Raw genomic sequence first — 15,907 nt, 5'->3', positions numbered from 1 at the left:
AGACCTATGGCAGAGCAGATCCCAAACGCAACGACACGTCTTGAGCTGATTCTTGGACACGAACGTCTTGCTCGCCTTCAAAACGCCTGCGTCATGGTACTTGGCCTTGGAGGCGTCGGGTCAAATTGCGTAGAAGCACTTGCGCGCGGAGGGATTGGCCACTTTGTGCTGGTAGACGCTGATACCGTGGAAGCAAGTAATCTCAACCGGCAGGCCATTGCCTTTGTGCATACCTTGGGACAAAGAAAGACGGATGCCACCCGTAACCTCATTTTAGACATCAATCCTGCAGCCGAAGTGATAACCTTGGACGCCTTTCTTCTCAAAGAAACGGTACCGGAATTGCTCAGTGCGCTTCCTTGCCCCAACGTGCTGGTTGATGCCATCGACACCGTATCCGCCAAACTGGCTGCGGCGCGCTGGGCGCAAGATGCCGGCATTTATTTTATTTCCAGCATGGGAGGCGCCAACAAGATATATCCCGAATTGCTTAAGGTCTCCATGCTCTCCCAAACTCATGATGATGCCTTGGCGCGCATTATGCGCAAAGAGTCCCGTAAGCGCGGACTTGACGATTTTCGCGTCGTCTATTCGCCTGAAGCGGCGCGCAGGGTCTTTGCACCTGAGGACACTAACGACAAAGATACCAAAAGCACAAGCGTTAAAGGCACAGCTACACAGCTTGATAACAGAAATAAAACTGCACAGCTCGGCACTATGTCTTACATTCCCCCTATCATGGGCCAGCTGATTGCAAGCGATGTTATCTTGCATCTGACAGGACTTAACGAAGAAGGCGATGCCCATGCCTGATACCTCACAGGTCAGGTTCGACGCTACTCTGCCCTCCCCAGACATTGCCTCACTCGATTACTTTGATGCTCACGTGCACCTTGATCTTATGTCCACGGCGCCTGAACTAGCGAGGAGCGCTTTAGCACATCGCGTCGGCTTCTTTTCCTGTGGCGTCTCCCCCGCTGATTTTCCCCGTATCACTGAGACGATTGCCGGTACAGCAGGTTGCTCTGTTGCAAGCGGCATACGTATCGGCCTAGGAGCGCACCCCTGGTGGATCTCGGATGGACGAGTCGGCGAAGCTGACCTTGAACTGATGTTAGACGCCATCTCTGAACAGCGCTTTATTGGTGAAATAGGACTGGATTTTTCTTCTCGCTTCAATGTCGCCGAGATGCAGGAGTGCCAGCTTCGAGCCTTCAAGAGTATCTGTCTTGCGGCAGCGCGCACATCTTCCGACGATGCGCCGAAAGTACTCTCTATTCACACAGTCAGAAGCGCTGATACCGTGCTTGATGTGCTTGAGGATACCGGCGCGCTTACAAGGTGCCGGCCTGTTTTCCACTGGTTCAGTGGCTCCTCAGACCAGCTGCAACGCGCCATCAAAGCCGGCTGCTGGTTTTCCGTTGGCGAGCAGAGCCTCAAGACTGGTAAAGGTCGCGAGTACGCAAAGGTCTACCCTGCGCATCGTCTGCTTACGGAAACAGATTTGCCCTCATCCAAGCAGCCGGCATGCAGCCTTGAAGATCTTCTCGCCAGCCTGAAACGAACCTGTAAAGGATTGAGCAAAGCGCGCGGATATGACGTGCGTCCGGAGGCGGTTGCAAACGCCGCAGCCCTTTTTGGCGCGTAAGTGCTAAAGTTTTACGTATGAGAAAACTGCGCAAAACAACTCCCCCGCGGAGCTTTATCACCAATCGAAGCCCGCTTCCCGGCGCCATGCTCGCCAGTTCATCCGACGAGCTGGGACTTGCCCTTGACGATGTCGTGCTGGTGTTTGCCTGCAGCGACAACTTTGTGCCATACCTCTCCGTTGCCGTACAGTCCATTATTGAGACCGCCAGCGCCGAGCGTAACTATGACGTCATCGTTCTCACGCGCGACCTCTCTCCCACCAGCATGATTACTCTGACACGACAGTGCCAGGTAACGCCCAATGTGGGCATCGGGTTTTTAGACGTTGACGCGGCTCTGGGCGATATTGAACTTCCCCATCACGGGCACTTTCGTCCCGAGACCTATTTCCGCCTCTTGGCTCCGTCTCTTCTGCCTAACGTTGCTAAGGCTATCTACCTCGATTCCGACCTTGTCGTCAACCACGATATCGCAGAGCTTTATGACATCGACGTTACGAGATACCTCGTAGCGGCAACGCGCGACGCCGACACTATCGGTCAGATTGACGGCTACGATTCAACCGTGGGGCCGTATCTCAAACATGAGCTTGGCATGAACGACCCGCACGACTACTTCCAGGCCGGGGTCATTCTGATGAACCTTGCCGAGATTCGCGTTTCCATTGCACCCGAAGAGTTTCTCAAGGTTGCCACCATGCGCAACTGGCGCTGGCTTGATCAGGATGTATTGAATCGGTTGATTAACGGACACTACCTGCGCATTCCCATGAAGTGGAACTATCTTGCAGACTGGCAGTTCTTGCGCCGCACGCACATTGTGGCGCAGGCTCCAAAAGACGTTCGCGATGAATACGACGAAGCTCGCAAAGATCTCTGCATCGTACACTACGCCGGACCCGACAACCGCCCCTGGCTGTATCCCAACTCCGACCTGGCAGGACTCTTTTGGTTCTACGCACGTCGTTCTCCTTATCTTGAAGAACTTCGTTCGCAACTGGAAGAGTCGAGAAGAACCGCCAAGGGCCTTGCACACCGTGTTCAGTCGGGCGTTATCTTCCGCGGCATCCTGCCGTTGTTTGACCACGTCTGTCCGCCGGGCTCGACGGCGCGCGTGCGCGTCATCGACACCTACGGCAAGCTCGGCGGCAGCAATCTGTAAAGCGCGCCGGGTGGCGCCGGCTTTGCCGCAGGTCAAGTGGTGCGGCTTGCGGCTAGCGCAGCAGGTCTGGCGGCGCGACTAATGCGTTTACCTGCAGCGATTCTGCACATATGCTGGAGAAGTACCGGTGTTTCTCGTACTTCCTAAGTTCTTCTCGCCGCGAAAAGAACTTAGGGGCGATATCTCTATGTGATTTCCAAAAAAGTGCATGAGTTGTGATATGAAAACTCCTAAAAAAGGCATCAGTTGTGATAAATCCCCTAAAAATGCCATGAGTTGTGAAGTATTTTTATCACAACTGTGGCACTTTTTTGGAAACACTTCGAAGCCGCACCTTAGGGCCGCGTGAAGCTGCACTTCGAAGCCGCACGGTACGAAGCCACAAAGCCACAAATGCAAGCGAAAGAGCCCGCTGTGGATGCCACGCCGCTAGAGCTGATTTCTCGCAAAATGGTTTCTCGCAAAAAGCTCCCAAAACGCAACAGCACTTGACGCGGCGACATTAAGCGAATCAACTTCGTGCGCCATAGGAATAATGGCCGCCCGGTCGCAAGCCTCAATGGTATGCTGGTCAAGCCCGTAGCCTTCCGAACCAAAGAACAACGCATGCTTTTCTGACGCAGAGCACTTGATGTCCGTCAAAGACGCCGCCGTATCGCTCAGTGCCAGCGCTGTGGCGACAAACCCCTCCGCATGAAGCGCTTGCATAAGGCCATCGACCCAAAGCTCCTCTGGAACCTGCGCCCACGGAACCTGAAATACCGTACCCATTGACACGCGAATCGCTCGCCTGGAAAGATGGTCAGCGCAACGCGGCGCCAGCAAAATTGCATCTACATTAAGCGCTGCGGCATTTCTAAAGATTGCCCCAACGTTGCTTACATCCACAAGATTCTCAAGCACTGCAATCGAGCGCGCGCCCGTTATCGCCTCATCCACGGCAAGGCCGGCGGGACGGCGCATAGCAGCCAACAATCCGCGTATGACGTCATAGCCCGTCAGCTTTTCAAGCTCATCTGAAGGGAGTACAAAAAGCGGCACAGGAGCGCTCGCGTTGGTCACTTCTAAGAGAGCACCGCTCTGCCCGCCGACTGAAGCGTCGCCGCTCGGCTCGCAAGCTGCAATGCCCACACAAGCCTCGCAAACTGCAACAGCACCGCCATCCTCGCCCGCGCAAACCCATCCGATAGACTCCAAAAGTCTTCGGGCAGTCTCAAGATGTGCAGTATCTGTAAGTAAATTGTATGGAGTCATGCCTTGTTTGAGCGCAACCTCAACCACAAGCGGCGTCTCGCAAATGACGACCGCTCGAGCCGGATCAAGACGACTGCGCAGTTGATTAGCGGTAAGATGGGAATAGACCGTCAGTCGAGAATCGTCAAATGATTTCAGCTGCTTTATGACAAAAGACCCCATGCTCCATCTCCAAAGAATTTTTTTCGCACTTTCCCGCGTATATGCCGTAAAATAAAACGTTGGTGCGGCCTTCAACGCAAACGTACCATAACCATCAAGAATGACGCTAGACAGGAGCGCGCGTGGCTAAGCATTTCGCCGACAGTAATGAGGTTCTCGAAGCCCAACCAAAGCACCTTTCCCCTGATGATACTACCGAATCCGACGATATCGAAACGGCTTCTTCCAATCAAGAGATTGACGAGAAGGACGAAGGTATTGACGAGAAGGACGCTGAGCAGGCATCTCAGCCCTACAGCACCGAAACTGCAATCCAAAGCATCGAGCGCTATAAGATAGACACGTCCGTCCTTCCACGCATCGATGGCAAAGGCTTCCCTGCCGGTAACGACGGCGCGCCTGTCGGTGATGCCTTCATCGACGCTACAACCGCAATGGATACCGCAGCCGCAGCGGAAACTGCCACGCCCGCCGCGTCCGGCGCCGACACCTCCGCAACCGCAGAAGCGCCCGCCGGCGCTGAAGCGACGACTCTCATCACACCTCCTGAAGCGCTTAAGCCAGCAGGCCCCACAAAGAAGCGCAAGCTGTGGCTCATCCCCGTGGTACTTCTCGCCGTGCTTGCTACCGTTTACCTTGGCGGCGTGATTGTCTTCCACTTCATCTTCATGCCGAATACCACGGTGTATGGAATCGACTATTCACTGAAGCCCGTCTCAAGTCTCGCCGCCTCTATTGAATCGGACACAGCCTCGTACAGCGGCCACATCACCGGAGCGGGAATTGACGTCAAGCTGAGCGCTGCTGACATCAACCTGACCTACGATGGAACGGGATATGCAAACGACGCCCTCTCGCAAGAAAACGTATGGGCATGGCCGGCCGAGATTTTCAAATCGCGCGAGCTCAAGCCAACAGGTACCGCCTCATATGACCATGACAAGCTCAAAGAAATCCTGTCAGGCGTCATTAAGGAGAATGAAGAAGCGGCAAGCGGCCAGGACCACAGTGGCATTACCTTCAACTCTTCCACAGGCAAATTCACGATGTCCGACCAAGCAATTGCCATGCGTATTCTGCCCGATAAGGCGGATCAGGAAATCGGTGACGCGCTGAACAGCCTTACCAAAGACATTACGCTTGACAACAAAGTCATTCAAAGTTCCGAAAACATTGAGGCCGCCATCTCCGCAGCTAACGCATATGTTGCTGCCGCACCAAAACTCAAACTCGGCGACAACGACGCAGGAGCGATTACGGCAGACCAAGTTGCCGGCTGGACCAGTTTTGACGAAAACCTTAACGTAAATCTCAATGAACAGGCCATCCGTGATTACGTCCACGGAGATCTTTCGAAGCAGCTCGACTCCAAGGGAACCGCGCGTACCTACACGCGGCCCGACGGCAAAGAGATAACCACTGTCGCAGGCGGACACTACGGCTGGGTCATTGATGGTGATAAGACCGCCGATGCTCTCATCAACGCCATTAAAAGCGGCGCCGTACAGCCAACCGTTGATGTCCCCTGTCTGCAGTCTGCGGTCACCTACGACCCAGGCAAACAGGATTGGGGCAAGCGCTATATTGACGTTGATATTTCCGAGCAGCATGCGCGCTTGTACGATGAAAGCGGCTCTATCATCTGGGAAGCCGATGTAGTCACTGGTATTCCTGATGGACGTCACAATACACCTGAAGGTGTTTGGGATATTACAAGCCATATTCGTGGCGCACGACTTCTTGGACCTAATGATGAATCCGGGCGCCCGGGTTGGGATACCAAGGTTGACTTCTGGCTCGGTGTCAAAGGCCAGGACACTGGCTTTCACAATGCTCCCTGGCGTGGCGCTTTCGGCGGACAGATTTACAAGACAGGCGGAAGCCACGGTTGCATCAATCTAAGCTACGACAACGCGCAAAAACTTTTTGAGCTTGCAAAAGACGGCGACCCTGTCGTCATCCACGAATAGCCGCCACTGCGTTTACTCGTCGTCTACACAATGCTTACGCGATGTCAGCACAACCGTTAACTTTCGTCGACTTCCGATGGCTTAAAACTTAGGCATCTGATTGCCGCCGAAGCCCATGTTGCGCATCATGGCTTCCATTTGACGGCGACCCTTTTTGGCGTTGCCACTTTGCGTCATAGCTTTCATCTTACCCATCATCTTATTCATCTCGCCCCACTGGCGGATGAGCTGGTTCACTTCCTGAATGGTGCGACCGGAGCCCGCAGAGATGCGCCTGCGGCGCTGTCCGTTAATGATTTTGGGACGCAGACGTTCTTCTCTGGTCATTGAGTGGATAATGGCCTCAATGCGCCCGAGTGAACTGTCATCCAAGCCGCCCTGCTGTGCCATCAGGCGATCTCCACCTGGAAGAGCGCTTATGAGTTTGGCAAGTCCTCCCATTTTACGGATTTGCTGCATTTGGTTGAGCAGGTCATCCATGGTAAATCCCTCGCGAAGCATGCGCTCGGCATCTTCAACCTGCTTTTCATCAGCAACTTTTTGAGCCTGCTCGACAATGGAGATAACGTCTCCCATGCCAAGAATGCGTTTTGCCATGCGGTCCGGATGAAAGACTTCAAGCGAATCGGGCTTCTCACCCATAGAAACAAATTTGATAGGCTTGCCGGTCACCTCGCGGACGGAAAGCGCGCCGCCGCCACGAGCATCGCCGTCAAGCTTGGACATGATGACTCCGTCAAAGTCCACGCGCTCGGCAAAGGTAGTCACAACGTTGACGATATCCTGGCCGGTCATAGCATCAACGACCATCAAAATCTGATCAGGTTTGACAGCCTGCTTGATAGCGACGGCTTCCTGCATCATCTCTTCATCAATCTGCAGACGGCCAGCGGTATCAACGATTACGATGTCATTCATGTGATCAATGGCTTGGTGGATGGATTCAGAGGCAATAGCCACCGCGTCACGACCGTCTCCGCGATACACGGGAACTTCAATTTCGGCGCCGAGAGTCTCAAGCTGATCGGCCGCTGCGGGACGATGGACGTCACAGGCCGCCAAAAGCGGACGCTTGCCCTCGGACTTCAAGAGGTACGCCAGCTTAGCCGCCGCGGTAGTCTTGCCGGAGCCTTGCAGGCCGACCAGCATAATGACGTTCGGAATGCGGTTCTGAGCAAGTACCAGCTTTGACTCGGTCGAACCCAAAAGCGATGTCAGCTCATCCAAAACAATGCGCACCACGTTTTGAGCGGGAGAAAGAGACTCAAGCACCTCAGCCGTCAGGCACTGCTCCTTGCAGCGCGCAACAAAGTTCTTGACCACGCGATAGTTGACATCGGCTTCAAGCAGTGCCATACGAATTTCGCGCATGGCGACGTTGATATCATCCTCGGTCAGACGGCCCTTACCGCGTAGAGCGGCAAACGTGTCTTGGAGACGATCCTGCAGGCTGTTAAACATTATTGAACTCCCTCGCCCACGAGCGCTTCACAGAAATCGTGCGCATCAAATGTTTGCAAATCATCAAGAGCTTCGCCCACGCCAATGCGATAGATAGGCAGGTTAAGCTGGTTGGATATGGCAAGGGCTATGCCGCCCTTAGCGGTACCGTCAAGTTTTGTGACGATAAGACCGTCAAGATCGAGAGCGTCATTGAACTCCTTGGCCTGGTTAAGGCCGTTTTGTCCGGTTGTAGCGTCAATCACCAAAACTACGCTCACCGACGTCACGCCCGCACGCTTACGCGTCACTGAAACAACCTTCGCCAGCTCGCGCATTAAGTCAGAGGAGGTATGCAGGCGTCCGGCCGTGTCAATAAGCACCAGCTCAGCGCCGCGCTTCTCGGCCTCATCGATAACGTCATAGCACACGCTTGCGGGATCCGCGCCGCGCTCGCGCGTAATGACTTCAACGCCTGAGCGTTCTCCCCATATCTCAAGCTGCTCAATCGCGGCGGCGCGAAAGGTGTCAGCTCCCCCGATGAGCACGCGACTGCCTTCGGCTTTCGCACGTCCTGCCAGCTTGCCCACCGTGGTCGTCTTGCCCGCGCCGTTAATGCCGACAAAGAGCACAATCGACGGCGTATCAGTGAAGGGATCGCGAGAAGCGCGCGGGAACTCCCGAGAAAGCCTCTCAATGAGCGCTCGACGAAGCTGATCCGACCGCGTGAGATTCTCACGCGCGGCCTGTTCGCGGAGGTCGTCCGTAACGCGTATGGCAACCTCAGCTCCCATATCCCCCATCACGAGGGTGTCTTCAAGGTCATCCCAAAAATCCTCAGTGACCTCGCCTCCCATATAAAAAATCTCATTGAGCGTTTCGCGTGAACGCTCAAGGCCGCGACGAAGATTGTCCATGAAACCCATCAGGCGTCAACCACCTTTCCGGTCGTATGATCAAGTCTCTGTGAGACCACATGACTTACGCCATCTGCCTGCATAGACACACCGTACAGAACATCCGCCTGCTCCATGGTGCGTCTCTGGTGAGAGATAACGATAAGCTGTGTTGTTTCTTTGAGCTGCTCAATCGCGTCAAGCAGTTTTGAGAGGTTAGCGTCATCGAGCGCCGCCTCAACCTCATCAAATACGTAAAACGGAACCGTGCGAGTCCGATATACAGCAAAGAGAAGCGCCAAGGCCGTGAGACTCTTCTCGCCACCGCTCATCAGCATCATCTTGGTAATGCGTTTGCCGCGAGGCTGAGCCACAATCTCAATACCCGTCTCGGAAAGGTTTTCCGGATCGGTCATCTCAATGCGAGCGTGCCCACCGGGAAAGAGCATCGAGAAAATCTCGGAGAAGTTTTGATTGACCTTTTCAAAGACGACAAGAAAACGATTGCGCATCTTGCGCTCGATAGCCGAAGTAATTTTTTTGAGAGAGCCGCGCGCAGCCTCAAGATCTGCTACCTGCTCGCCAATATAATCGGCGCGCTCCTTGAGGCGCTGATATTCATCCATGGCTACCTCGTTGACAGGACCAATACCGTCAAGCTGCCGCTTAAGCTGATCAACCGTTCGCTCAGCAGCCGCACGGTCCTCCGGTTCCGGTAACTTCAGCGCTTCGTCAAGCACCGCCCCTGTTGCGATAATGGCGTTAATGGCGTTTTCCACCTGCACTTCAAGACGGCCGATTTCAACCTTAACGTCATTGGCGCGCGAGCGTTCCTGCTCAAGTTCGGCCTGCGCCGCTGAGACGGCATCTTTCGCCTCGCCGATAGTCTTGCGCAGCGAATCGGAGTCCGCCTCCGCAAGTGAGGCGCGGTCTTTCAGGCGAGAAGCCCATTCAAGCGCGCGCCCGTGGAGAGCCTCATAGCGCTCATAGAGCGGGTCAACGCGCAGACGGATAACATCGAGTGCATGAGAGGACTGCTCTGTCGCGTTTATCTGCTGCTCAAGAGTTTGCACACGCTTTGCCAGTTCAGCCGCGCGAGCGTCAAGATTTGCCCGGCGCTCAGTAGCCATCGCTAATTTCATACGGGCGTCAGAGAGCTCACGCGACGCCTTACCCTGGGCGTGAATGGCCTTATCGTGCTTGGCGGTTGTTTCGGAAAGCAGTCGAGCAAGCTCCTCCGCACGCTCAGACGCCTCATGCGACGCCTGTCTATGTTCTTCAATATGAAAATGGGCGTCCTGCGCACGTTCAGACGCGACCGCACGAGCCTTTGTCACCTGGCTCTTCTCCGCCTTCGCGGAAGCCACTTGCCCTTCCAGGCGCCCTCGCTCAGAAGAGAGAGACGTAAGCTCACCAGAAAGGCGCGCCGCCTCCCCTTGGGCCGCAACGCTTTTCTCCCGCGCCGTGGCAAGCTTTGTCTCTGCTTGCGCCACTGCCGCAATCGCAGCCTCATGAGCTGCCTTTAGATGACCTCTGTCTTTTTCAAGCGCACGAATACGACGCTTGCGCTCAAGAGCGCCCACTTTCGCAGAAGCAGGCGTACCAATCCTCAGCCGGCCGTCAGGAAAGAGTATCGCGCCGTCAAGCGTTACATATGTGCACAAGGACGCTTTCTCATGAGCCGCGAGAGCTTCGCTGACATCGCCAACCACTCGCATGCTGCCAAACAGCGCTTCAAGCAGGGCACGCGATGATTCGGCCACATGAATCCTGTCAAGGAGCGCCTCGCCGGGAGCGTCTTTATCGATGCGCTCCGCGCTCTCAGAGCATCGCGCTGCGCGTGAAACAATCGTGGCGCATCCTTCAGCCTCTTTGTACGCGAGCGCGGCGGAGGCAAGCGTATCCGCTTCCGAAACGGAACCGACCACAAAGGCCGCCAAGTCATCTCCGAGCAATCGTTCAAGCAAGGGCTCAATGCGCTCATCAGCGTCAATACAATCGGCAAGACGGCTTTCAATAAGCTCAGCAACGGCCTCATCATCCGCAAGCGCCGCGGCGCGCGGACTTGTTTTTGCCGTTTCAACGTCAAGTGACGTCAGCGCCGTCAATGTCGCCTCCGCTTGCGAGAGCTTTCGCTTCGCGTCAGCTTCAACGGCACGCGCGGCTTCCAGCGCAGACGTATGTTCGGAAATCTCAGCAATCAAAGCTTCCGACTCACGCCGCGCAAGCTCCAGAGCCGCCGAAAGCTCATGCTCACGCGTTGAGCTTTGCGAGAGGGCTTCTTCCGCCGTTTTAAGCGACTCATTGATTTGCGCCAGACGAGAGACGTACATCTCATCCTCAACCTTTGCGTGCGTGATGTGCTCTTCCAGCTTTACATAAGCAAGCGTTTCCCTGTCAGCGACAGCGCGCGCGGACTTCTCCTCCGAACTCAGGCGCTGAAGTTCAAGGTCAAGTTCTTTTCGCCCGCTCGCCGCTTTTTGAGCAATTTCTTGCAGGGACTCCTGCGTTTTTTTGAGTTCGGTCTCTTGAGCGGAAAACGCTATGAGCTGGTCTTTGAGCTGTTCTGACTCGGTGGCAGCCTCTTGGCGCTGTCTGCCCATAACGGAAAGCTGCATACGCATATCGGAAAGGCGAGAAACCATGTTCTTGCCTTTCTCTTCCAAAAGACGCATGTCAGAGCCCATACGGCCAAGCACATCCTGCATACGGCGGCGCTGCTCGCCCAAATCTCCCACGAACAGGCCCTTTTGTTCAAGAAGCGACTGAAGTTTTTCGAGCTCCTGCACCTTTTCTTGAGAGCGATACCGCGCAAGTTCAATAGCAGCGTCAGCTTCCTTTTGACGAACGCTCAACTCCGCGTGAGTTTGCTGAAGCTGTCTCAAATCGTCCACAGCCAGCTGAACAGTAAGCTCGGTAAACTGCGCCTGCAGTGTTTTCGCGCGCGAGGCCTTGTCCACCTGCTTTTCAAGCGGACGCAGCTGCCGCGTAATCTCACGGGCAACCACTTTGGCGCGCGCCAGATTTTCATCCATAGCCGCAATTTTGCGCTCAGCCCGTTCCTTGCGGCGGCGATGCTTTGAGATATCAGCCGCTTCTTCGATAAGCTCACGGCGCTGCTCCGGACGGCTCGACAAAATAGAATCGAGTTTGCCCTGAGAAATGATGGAATGCGTATCCTTGCCAAGACCGGAATCATGGAGAATATCCTGAATATCCATCAATCGAGCAGGCGCTCCATTGATCAGGTACTCGGACTCCCCCGAACGATACATGCGCCGGGTGATTCCAATCTCCGAAAAGTCAATGGGAAGCGTGTGATCGGAGTTGTCCAAGAGAAGCGTCACTTCCGCAACGCCGACCGCGTTTCTCGCGGAGGAACCCGAAAAGATAACGTCTTCCATGGCCTGACCGCGCAGCATTTTTGCGCTCTGCTCGCCCAAAACCCACAGAATCGAATCGGAAACGTTTGATTTGCCCGAACCATTTGGTCCCACCACAACAGTTAAGCCGGGGTCAAATTCCATGTGCGTTTTGTCGGCAAAGGACTTAAAGCCTTTGAGGGTAAGCGATTTGAGATACAACGACGTCCTCCTACTTCAAGCCCATATCGGCGTCAACATCAACGGGATTCTTGTCAACGCCAAGCCGCACGAGGGCGTCTTGAGCCGCCGCTGATTCCGCGGCTTTTTTGGAGGACCCTACTCCTCGTCCCGCCTTGAGGCCATCGACATATACGACTGAGGTAAACGTAGGCGTGTGCGCAGGACCGGACTCATCAATCAGTTCGTATTCGGGCGTGCATTTTCCATTTGCCTGCACCGCCTCCTGAAGGCGAGACTTCGGACTTACCGAACGCTCAGCAAGCGAAGGAGAGATATGCGGCCCTAAAGTCCTCATGACAAACTCATGAGTCGGCTCGTACCCCGCGTCAAGGTACAGCGCGCCAACAATGGACTCGTAGACGTTTTCAAGCGCGGAACGCATGCCGCGGCCTCCAGTACCTTTTTCAGACACTCCCATGACAATAAGCGGCTCGATACCGAGTGCTTTTGCCACAATGGAAAGCGTGTGTCCTGAAACAAGAGAGGTTTTCAGGCGGGTAAGTTCACCTTCGTCCATACCCGGATATCGCTCAAAGAGGTCAGTGGCAACAATAGCGCCCAAAATGGAATCTCCCAAAAACTCAAGGCGCTCATACGAAGCGGACACAGGCTTGCCTTCTACCGCGGACGGATGCGTGAGAGCGGCTTCGATAATATCTTTATGTGTAAATTTGTGGCTGCAGATGTCTTCAACTGCACGCACACGCTCATGTAATTTCAAACTCAAAGCACCAATCTTTACGCTTCTTCGATAGCTTCGACGGCGTCACCAATAGTGGCAACATCGCTTAGCGATTCAGCATCAAATGTCATGTCAAATTCCTGCTCAAGATCGGTGACCAACTGCAGCAAATCAAACGAGTCAGCGCCGAGATCCTTAAATGAGGTTGTCTCGTCAAGCTCAGTGTCCTCATCAATATCAAGGGTTTCTCGAACAAGAGCAATTACTTTATCAAGTGTTTCGGAATTTGCCATTACGCCCTCCTTGCGCAAACGCAGAACATTGACAACGCAATTTTACCCGTGTTGCTGCCAGAAAGACGCGAGAACCAACCAACCTGAAAGAACTACTCAGTTTAGAAGAACCGGTCGACCTGAAAGAGCTAGTCAGCCTGAACCGCTTCCGCGATTTTCCCCACAAGATTTCCATGAGCCGCGGTGGCAGCCGCAAGCGTACCAGCACATACCGCTCCGGCGCTTGTGGAACCATGTCCCTTGATGACAGGAGCGGAAAGGCCGAGAAGAACGGCTCCTCCTACCATATCACCTGAGAGCTCACCGGCCGTTTGCTTGAGAGCGTCTTTGAGCAGAAGCGCTCCGAGCGCCGCCTTTTTTGAGGATTTCACCGAATCTTTGATACGGCTCAAAATAAACTTGCCGGTAGACTCAATCGTCTTGAGAGCCACATTGCCCGTAAGACCGTCCGCCACAATAACATCAAACCGGTCGCCCAACAAATCAACACCTTCGGCATTGCCGGAAAAGCCGACAGTTGAGCTTGCGAGAGCCTCGTGATAGGAAAGTGTCAGCGCAGAGCCCTTAGTTTCTTCCGATCCGTTGGTGAGAAGACCGATAGAGGGCTCAGCGATACCAAGCGCTACCTGCGCATACGCCTTGCCCATGCGGGCAAAGTCCACCATCATTTCAGGCTTTACGTCAGCGTTTGCTCCCGTATCAAGAAATACAGCCTGATGTCCGTGAAGGCCGGGCAGAAGGAGCGCCAGCGCGGGACGCTTTATTCCCCTGATGCGCCCGATGCCGAAGGTAGCCGCCGTCAGCACCGCACCTGTTGAACCAGCGGAAAAAAGTCCCGCCGCCTTGCCAGCGCGCACTGCCGCCGCGGCGCGCACAATGCTCGCGTCCTTTTTTTGACGCACCGCGTCTGCCGGATGCTCGTCCATGCCGATAACTTCAGTGGTAACAAGAGCGTGAGCACGAACGTTCTTCTCGGCAAAGGGCGTCACAAACTCATCAGCTCCGGCGAGAAGGACTTCGAGTTCAGGGTCTTTCTCAAGAGCCTGCGCGACTCCCGCGAGAACCACCTCAGGACTTTGATCTGAACCCATAACATCAACGCAAACGGTAGTGGGCATACGTTCCCCCTTTATAGAAAAGGAGGCCGACCCAAGCGGGACAGCCTCCTTACTCTTACGCTGTTTGAGAACTACTCGGTAACAACAACCTCACGAGCCTTGTAATGGCCGCAGTTGGGGCAAACGTGATGAGGAAGCTTGGGAGCGCCGCACTCCGGACAAATGGAACGAGCAGGAGTTGCAACCTTGCTGTTTGCGGAACGACGAGTGTGGGTAGCGCCGCGACCCTTCTTTTGCTTAGGTACTGCCATCTTGGAACCTCTCTTACTTTCTTGCGAGCGTCCCATACCTGTTAGGACGCGACCCATCTAATTTCATGCGTTGGATACTATACCACGCATGAGGGCATTTTGGACGCAAAAGCGCAATTTATTCAGATTTGTAGCTTTGCGCAACGTAGTTTTTACGCAATCACCGCTTTGAGTCGGAGTCCCTACCTTCAACGCTTTCTTTGGTGCTGTCTTCGGCGCCTTCTTCAGCGCTGTCTTCAACGCTTTCTTCGGAGTTCTTCTCATCATCAAAGGTAAGGCCAGCCAATACCGAGAAGGGATTGCTGTCCAAACGCTCCTCGCTCCGCGTGCGGTTCACCTGCGCTGCATGTCCGCAATCCTCTTCGTTGAGATTGGCGCCACAAACCGGACAAAGCCCCTTGCAATCAGGCTTGCACAGCACCACAAAGGGCGTTTCCATCACAAGCGAAGGGAGCAGCGCGCCTGCAAGGTCAATGGTCTTGTCGGATGACACAAGCGAATAGTCGGCTTCATCTTCATCATCAGCGGGATGCTCGGGTTCTTCAAAAAGATAGTATTCGTCAACCTCCGCTGCGATATCCATCGAGGCGGGAGCAAGACACCGGTCACATTCTCCAACGGCGCATGTCTTGAGTATGCCCGTAACCAAGATGCCCTCGCCCGCATTCGTCAGAACAAGGTCATACTCAATGCCGTGAGGCAGGCAAAACTCATGCTCACCGAGGGCGTAGCTCTCCTCGTCAAGATGGCCCGCAAGCGACAGGGTATCGCCCGGGTTTGCCAAGCGATCGTCAATTGCAACGATTATGGGTTTCATCGGTGCTACCAGGAAACGGTGTTGGTGGTGTTATGAGGACCGGAATTCTCGTCAAGGGTCTGGCGCACGCGAGATACGGAATTAGTAAGCGACTTCAGGTTCTCTTCCAGGTGCGCAAGAACGGTGTCAGCGTACTCTTCAGCGTTATACCGCGTGTCGCGCTCGTATTGATCAGCCTGATCGCGGACGCCATCAGCCTGCTGTTGCGCGAGACGCACCACTTCCTGATCGCCGGCCAAAATCATTGCCTGTTGCTGCGCATCGGCGATGATAGATTCGGCCTGTGTGCGAGCGCGCTCAAGCGTCTCATTCTCTTCCTTGATGATGCGGCGGGCCGTTGTGAACTCTTCAGGAAAGACACGGCGGATTTCGTCCAAAAGCTCATAGAAGTCCTGGGCGTCAATAATCTTTTTCTGACCCGCGTCCATAAACGGCGACTTTGCCTCACTGACGAGCTGTTCAAGCTCAGCTACGAGGCTCTCGATTTCCTCACCCGGCTGCATCCAGGGCTCCTTTCATACATCTACAGAACAGCTACATTATGACAGCAACTAGCCCCATTACATAATGCACCTTTTTAAGAATGGTAACAGAATATGTTTAATTCG

At 54.5% G+C, this 15,907-nt stretch carries 14 protein-coding genes; 4 read left to right on the top strand and 10 right to left on the bottom strand.

Features of this window, described 5'->3' with window-relative positions; genetic code table 11:
* Positions 1-6: 6 nt before the first annotated feature.
* The 3 genes from HMPREF1527_RS01180 to HMPREF1527_RS01170 are packed head-to-tail and all read left to right on the top strand — an operon-like array spanning position 7 to position 2,811.
* Positions 7-813: a ThiF family adenylyltransferase gene (locus HMPREF1527_RS01180; RefSeq protein WP_016476873.1), complete on the top strand. Its 807-nt coding sequence runs from the start codon at positions 7-9 to the stop codon at positions 811-813.
* Positions 806-1,648, top strand: a complete 843-nt coding sequence (locus tag HMPREF1527_RS01175; RefSeq protein WP_016476872.1) for a TatD family hydrolase — start codon at positions 806-808, stop codon at positions 1,646-1,648. Before HMPREF1527_RS01180 ends, HMPREF1527_RS01175 begins: the two co-directional genes overlap by 8 nt.
* Before the next feature lie 17 nt (positions 1,649-1,665).
* Positions 1,666-2,811 (top strand): glycosyltransferase family 8 protein, encoded by a 1,146-nt coding sequence (locus tag HMPREF1527_RS01170; RefSeq protein WP_016476871.1) that lies wholly within the window; start codon positions 1,666-1,668, stop codon positions 2,809-2,811.
* Positions 2,812-3,240: 429 nt separating this feature from the next.
* Here HMPREF1527_RS01170 and HMPREF1527_RS01165 read toward each other — a convergent pair whose 3' ends face one another.
* Positions 3,241-4,227 carry an RNA methyltransferase gene (locus tag HMPREF1527_RS01165; protein WP_016476870.1) on the bottom strand — a complete coding sequence of 329 codons (987 nt, stop codon included), beginning with the start codon at positions 4,225-4,227 and terminating at the stop codon, positions 3,241-3,243.
* A 122-nt stretch (positions 4,228-4,349) separates the two neighbouring features.
* Between HMPREF1527_RS01165 and HMPREF1527_RS01160 the strand changes: the two genes are divergently transcribed.
* Positions 4,350-6,197 (top strand): L,D-transpeptidase family protein, encoded by a 1,848-nt coding sequence (locus HMPREF1527_RS01160; protein ID WP_016476869.1) that lies wholly within the window; start codon positions 4,350-4,352, stop codon positions 6,195-6,197.
* An 81-nt stretch (positions 6,198-6,278) separates the two neighbouring features.
* On the opposite strand, the gene ffh is transcribed toward HMPREF1527_RS01160, so the two are convergent.
* From ffh to HMPREF1527_RS01115, 9 genes are all read right to left on the bottom strand, one after another.
* Entirely contained in the window at positions 6,279-7,658 is a 1,380-nt protein-coding gene (ffh, locus tag HMPREF1527_RS01155; RefSeq protein WP_016476868.1) for a signal recognition particle protein, read from the bottom strand.
* The gene (gene ftsY, locus HMPREF1527_RS01150) at positions 7,658-8,563 is read right to left on the bottom strand and encodes a signal recognition particle-docking protein FtsY (protein WP_016476867.1); all 906 of its coding nucleotides are present in this window, start codon (positions 8,561-8,563) and stop codon (positions 7,658-7,660) included. The genes ffh and ftsY overlap by 1 nt, the downstream gene beginning before the upstream one ends.
* The gene (gene smc, locus HMPREF1527_RS01145) at positions 8,563-12,117 is read right to left on the bottom strand and encodes a chromosome segregation protein SMC (protein WP_016476866.1); all 3,555 of its coding nucleotides are present in this window, start codon (positions 12,115-12,117) and stop codon (positions 8,563-8,565) included. The genes ftsY and smc overlap by 1 nt, the downstream gene beginning before the upstream one ends.
* A gap of 10 nt (positions 12,118-12,127) precedes the next feature.
* Positions 12,128-12,859, bottom strand: a complete 732-nt coding sequence (rnc, locus tag HMPREF1527_RS01140) for a ribonuclease III (protein ID WP_035433594.1) — start codon at positions 12,857-12,859, stop codon at positions 12,128-12,130.
* 17 nt (positions 12,860-12,876) lie between these two features.
* Positions 12,877-13,113, bottom strand: coding sequence for an acyl carrier protein (locus HMPREF1527_RS01135; RefSeq protein WP_016476864.1), 237 nt, complete (start codon positions 13,111-13,113; stop codon positions 12,877-12,879).
* A gap of 128 nt (positions 13,114-13,241) precedes the next feature.
* Positions 13,242-14,231: a phosphate acyltransferase PlsX gene (gene plsX, locus HMPREF1527_RS01130; RefSeq protein ID WP_016476863.1), complete on the bottom strand. Its 990-nt coding sequence runs from the start codon at positions 14,229-14,231 to the stop codon at positions 13,242-13,244.
* Between the two features lie 71 nt (positions 14,232-14,302).
* Positions 14,303-14,482 carry a 50S ribosomal protein L32 gene (gene rpmF / locus HMPREF1527_RS01125; RefSeq protein ID WP_016476862.1) on the bottom strand — a complete coding sequence of 60 codons (180 nt, stop codon included), beginning with the start codon at positions 14,480-14,482 and terminating at the stop codon, positions 14,303-14,305.
* 160 nt (positions 14,483-14,642) lie between these two features.
* A complete protein-coding gene (locus HMPREF1527_RS01120; RefSeq protein WP_016476861.1) occupies positions 14,643-15,299 on the bottom strand; it encodes a DUF177 domain-containing protein in 657 nt (218 codons plus the stop codon).
* Positions 15,300-15,304: 5 nt separating this feature from the next.
* Positions 15,305-15,802, bottom strand: coding sequence for a hypothetical protein (locus HMPREF1527_RS01115; protein WP_016476860.1), 498 nt, complete (start codon positions 15,800-15,802; stop codon positions 15,305-15,307).
* Positions 15,803-15,907: the final 105 nt, after the last annotated feature.

The organism is Atopobium sp. oral taxon 199 str. F0494, from assembly GCF_000411555.1.
Taxonomy (GTDB): domain Bacteria; phylum Actinomycetota; class Coriobacteriia; order Coriobacteriales; family Atopobiaceae; genus Lancefieldella.
Note: the sequence above shows the minus strand (reverse complement) of the source record. Positions and strands in the feature narration are given on the sequence as shown.

Coding starts and splice junctions, on each gene's coding strand:
- HMPREF1527_RS01180 (WP_016476873.1), top strand. CDS start 7: ATGGCAGAGCAGATCCCAAACGCAACGACACGTCTTGAGCTGATTCTT.
- HMPREF1527_RS01175 (WP_016476872.1), top strand. CDS start 806: ATGCCTGATACCTCACAGGTCAGGTTCGACGCTACTCTGCCCTCCCCA.
- HMPREF1527_RS01170 (WP_016476871.1), top strand. CDS start 1,666: ATGAGAAAACTGCGCAAAACAACTCCCCCGCGGAGCTTTATCACCAAT.
- HMPREF1527_RS01165 (WP_016476870.1), bottom strand. CDS start 4,227: ATGGGGTCTTTTGTCATAAAGCAGCTGAAATCATTTGACGATTCTCGA.
- ffh (WP_016476868.1), bottom strand. CDS start 7,658: ATGTTTAACAGCCTGCAGGATCGTCTCCAAGACACGTTTGCCGCTCTA.
- ftsY (WP_016476867.1), bottom strand. CDS start 8,563: ATGGGTTTCATGGACAATCTTCGTCGCGGCCTTGAGCGTTCACGCGAA.
- HMPREF1527_RS01135 (WP_016476864.1), bottom strand. CDS start 13,113: ATGGCAAATTCCGAAACACTTGATAAAGTAATTGCTCTTGTTCGAGAA.
- plsX (WP_016476863.1), bottom strand. CDS start 14,231: ATGCCCACTACCGTTTGCGTTGATGTTATGGGTTCAGATCAAAGTCCT.
- rpmF (WP_016476862.1), bottom strand. CDS start 14,482: ATGGCAGTACCTAAGCAAAAGAAGGGTCGCGGCGCTACCCACACTCGT.
- HMPREF1527_RS01120 (WP_016476861.1), bottom strand. CDS start 15,299: ATGAAACCCATAATCGTTGCAATTGACGATCGCTTGGCAAACCCGGGC.
- HMPREF1527_RS01115 (WP_016476860.1), bottom strand. CDS start 15,802: ATGCAGCCGGGTGAGGAAATCGAGAGCCTCGTAGCTGAGCTTGAACAG.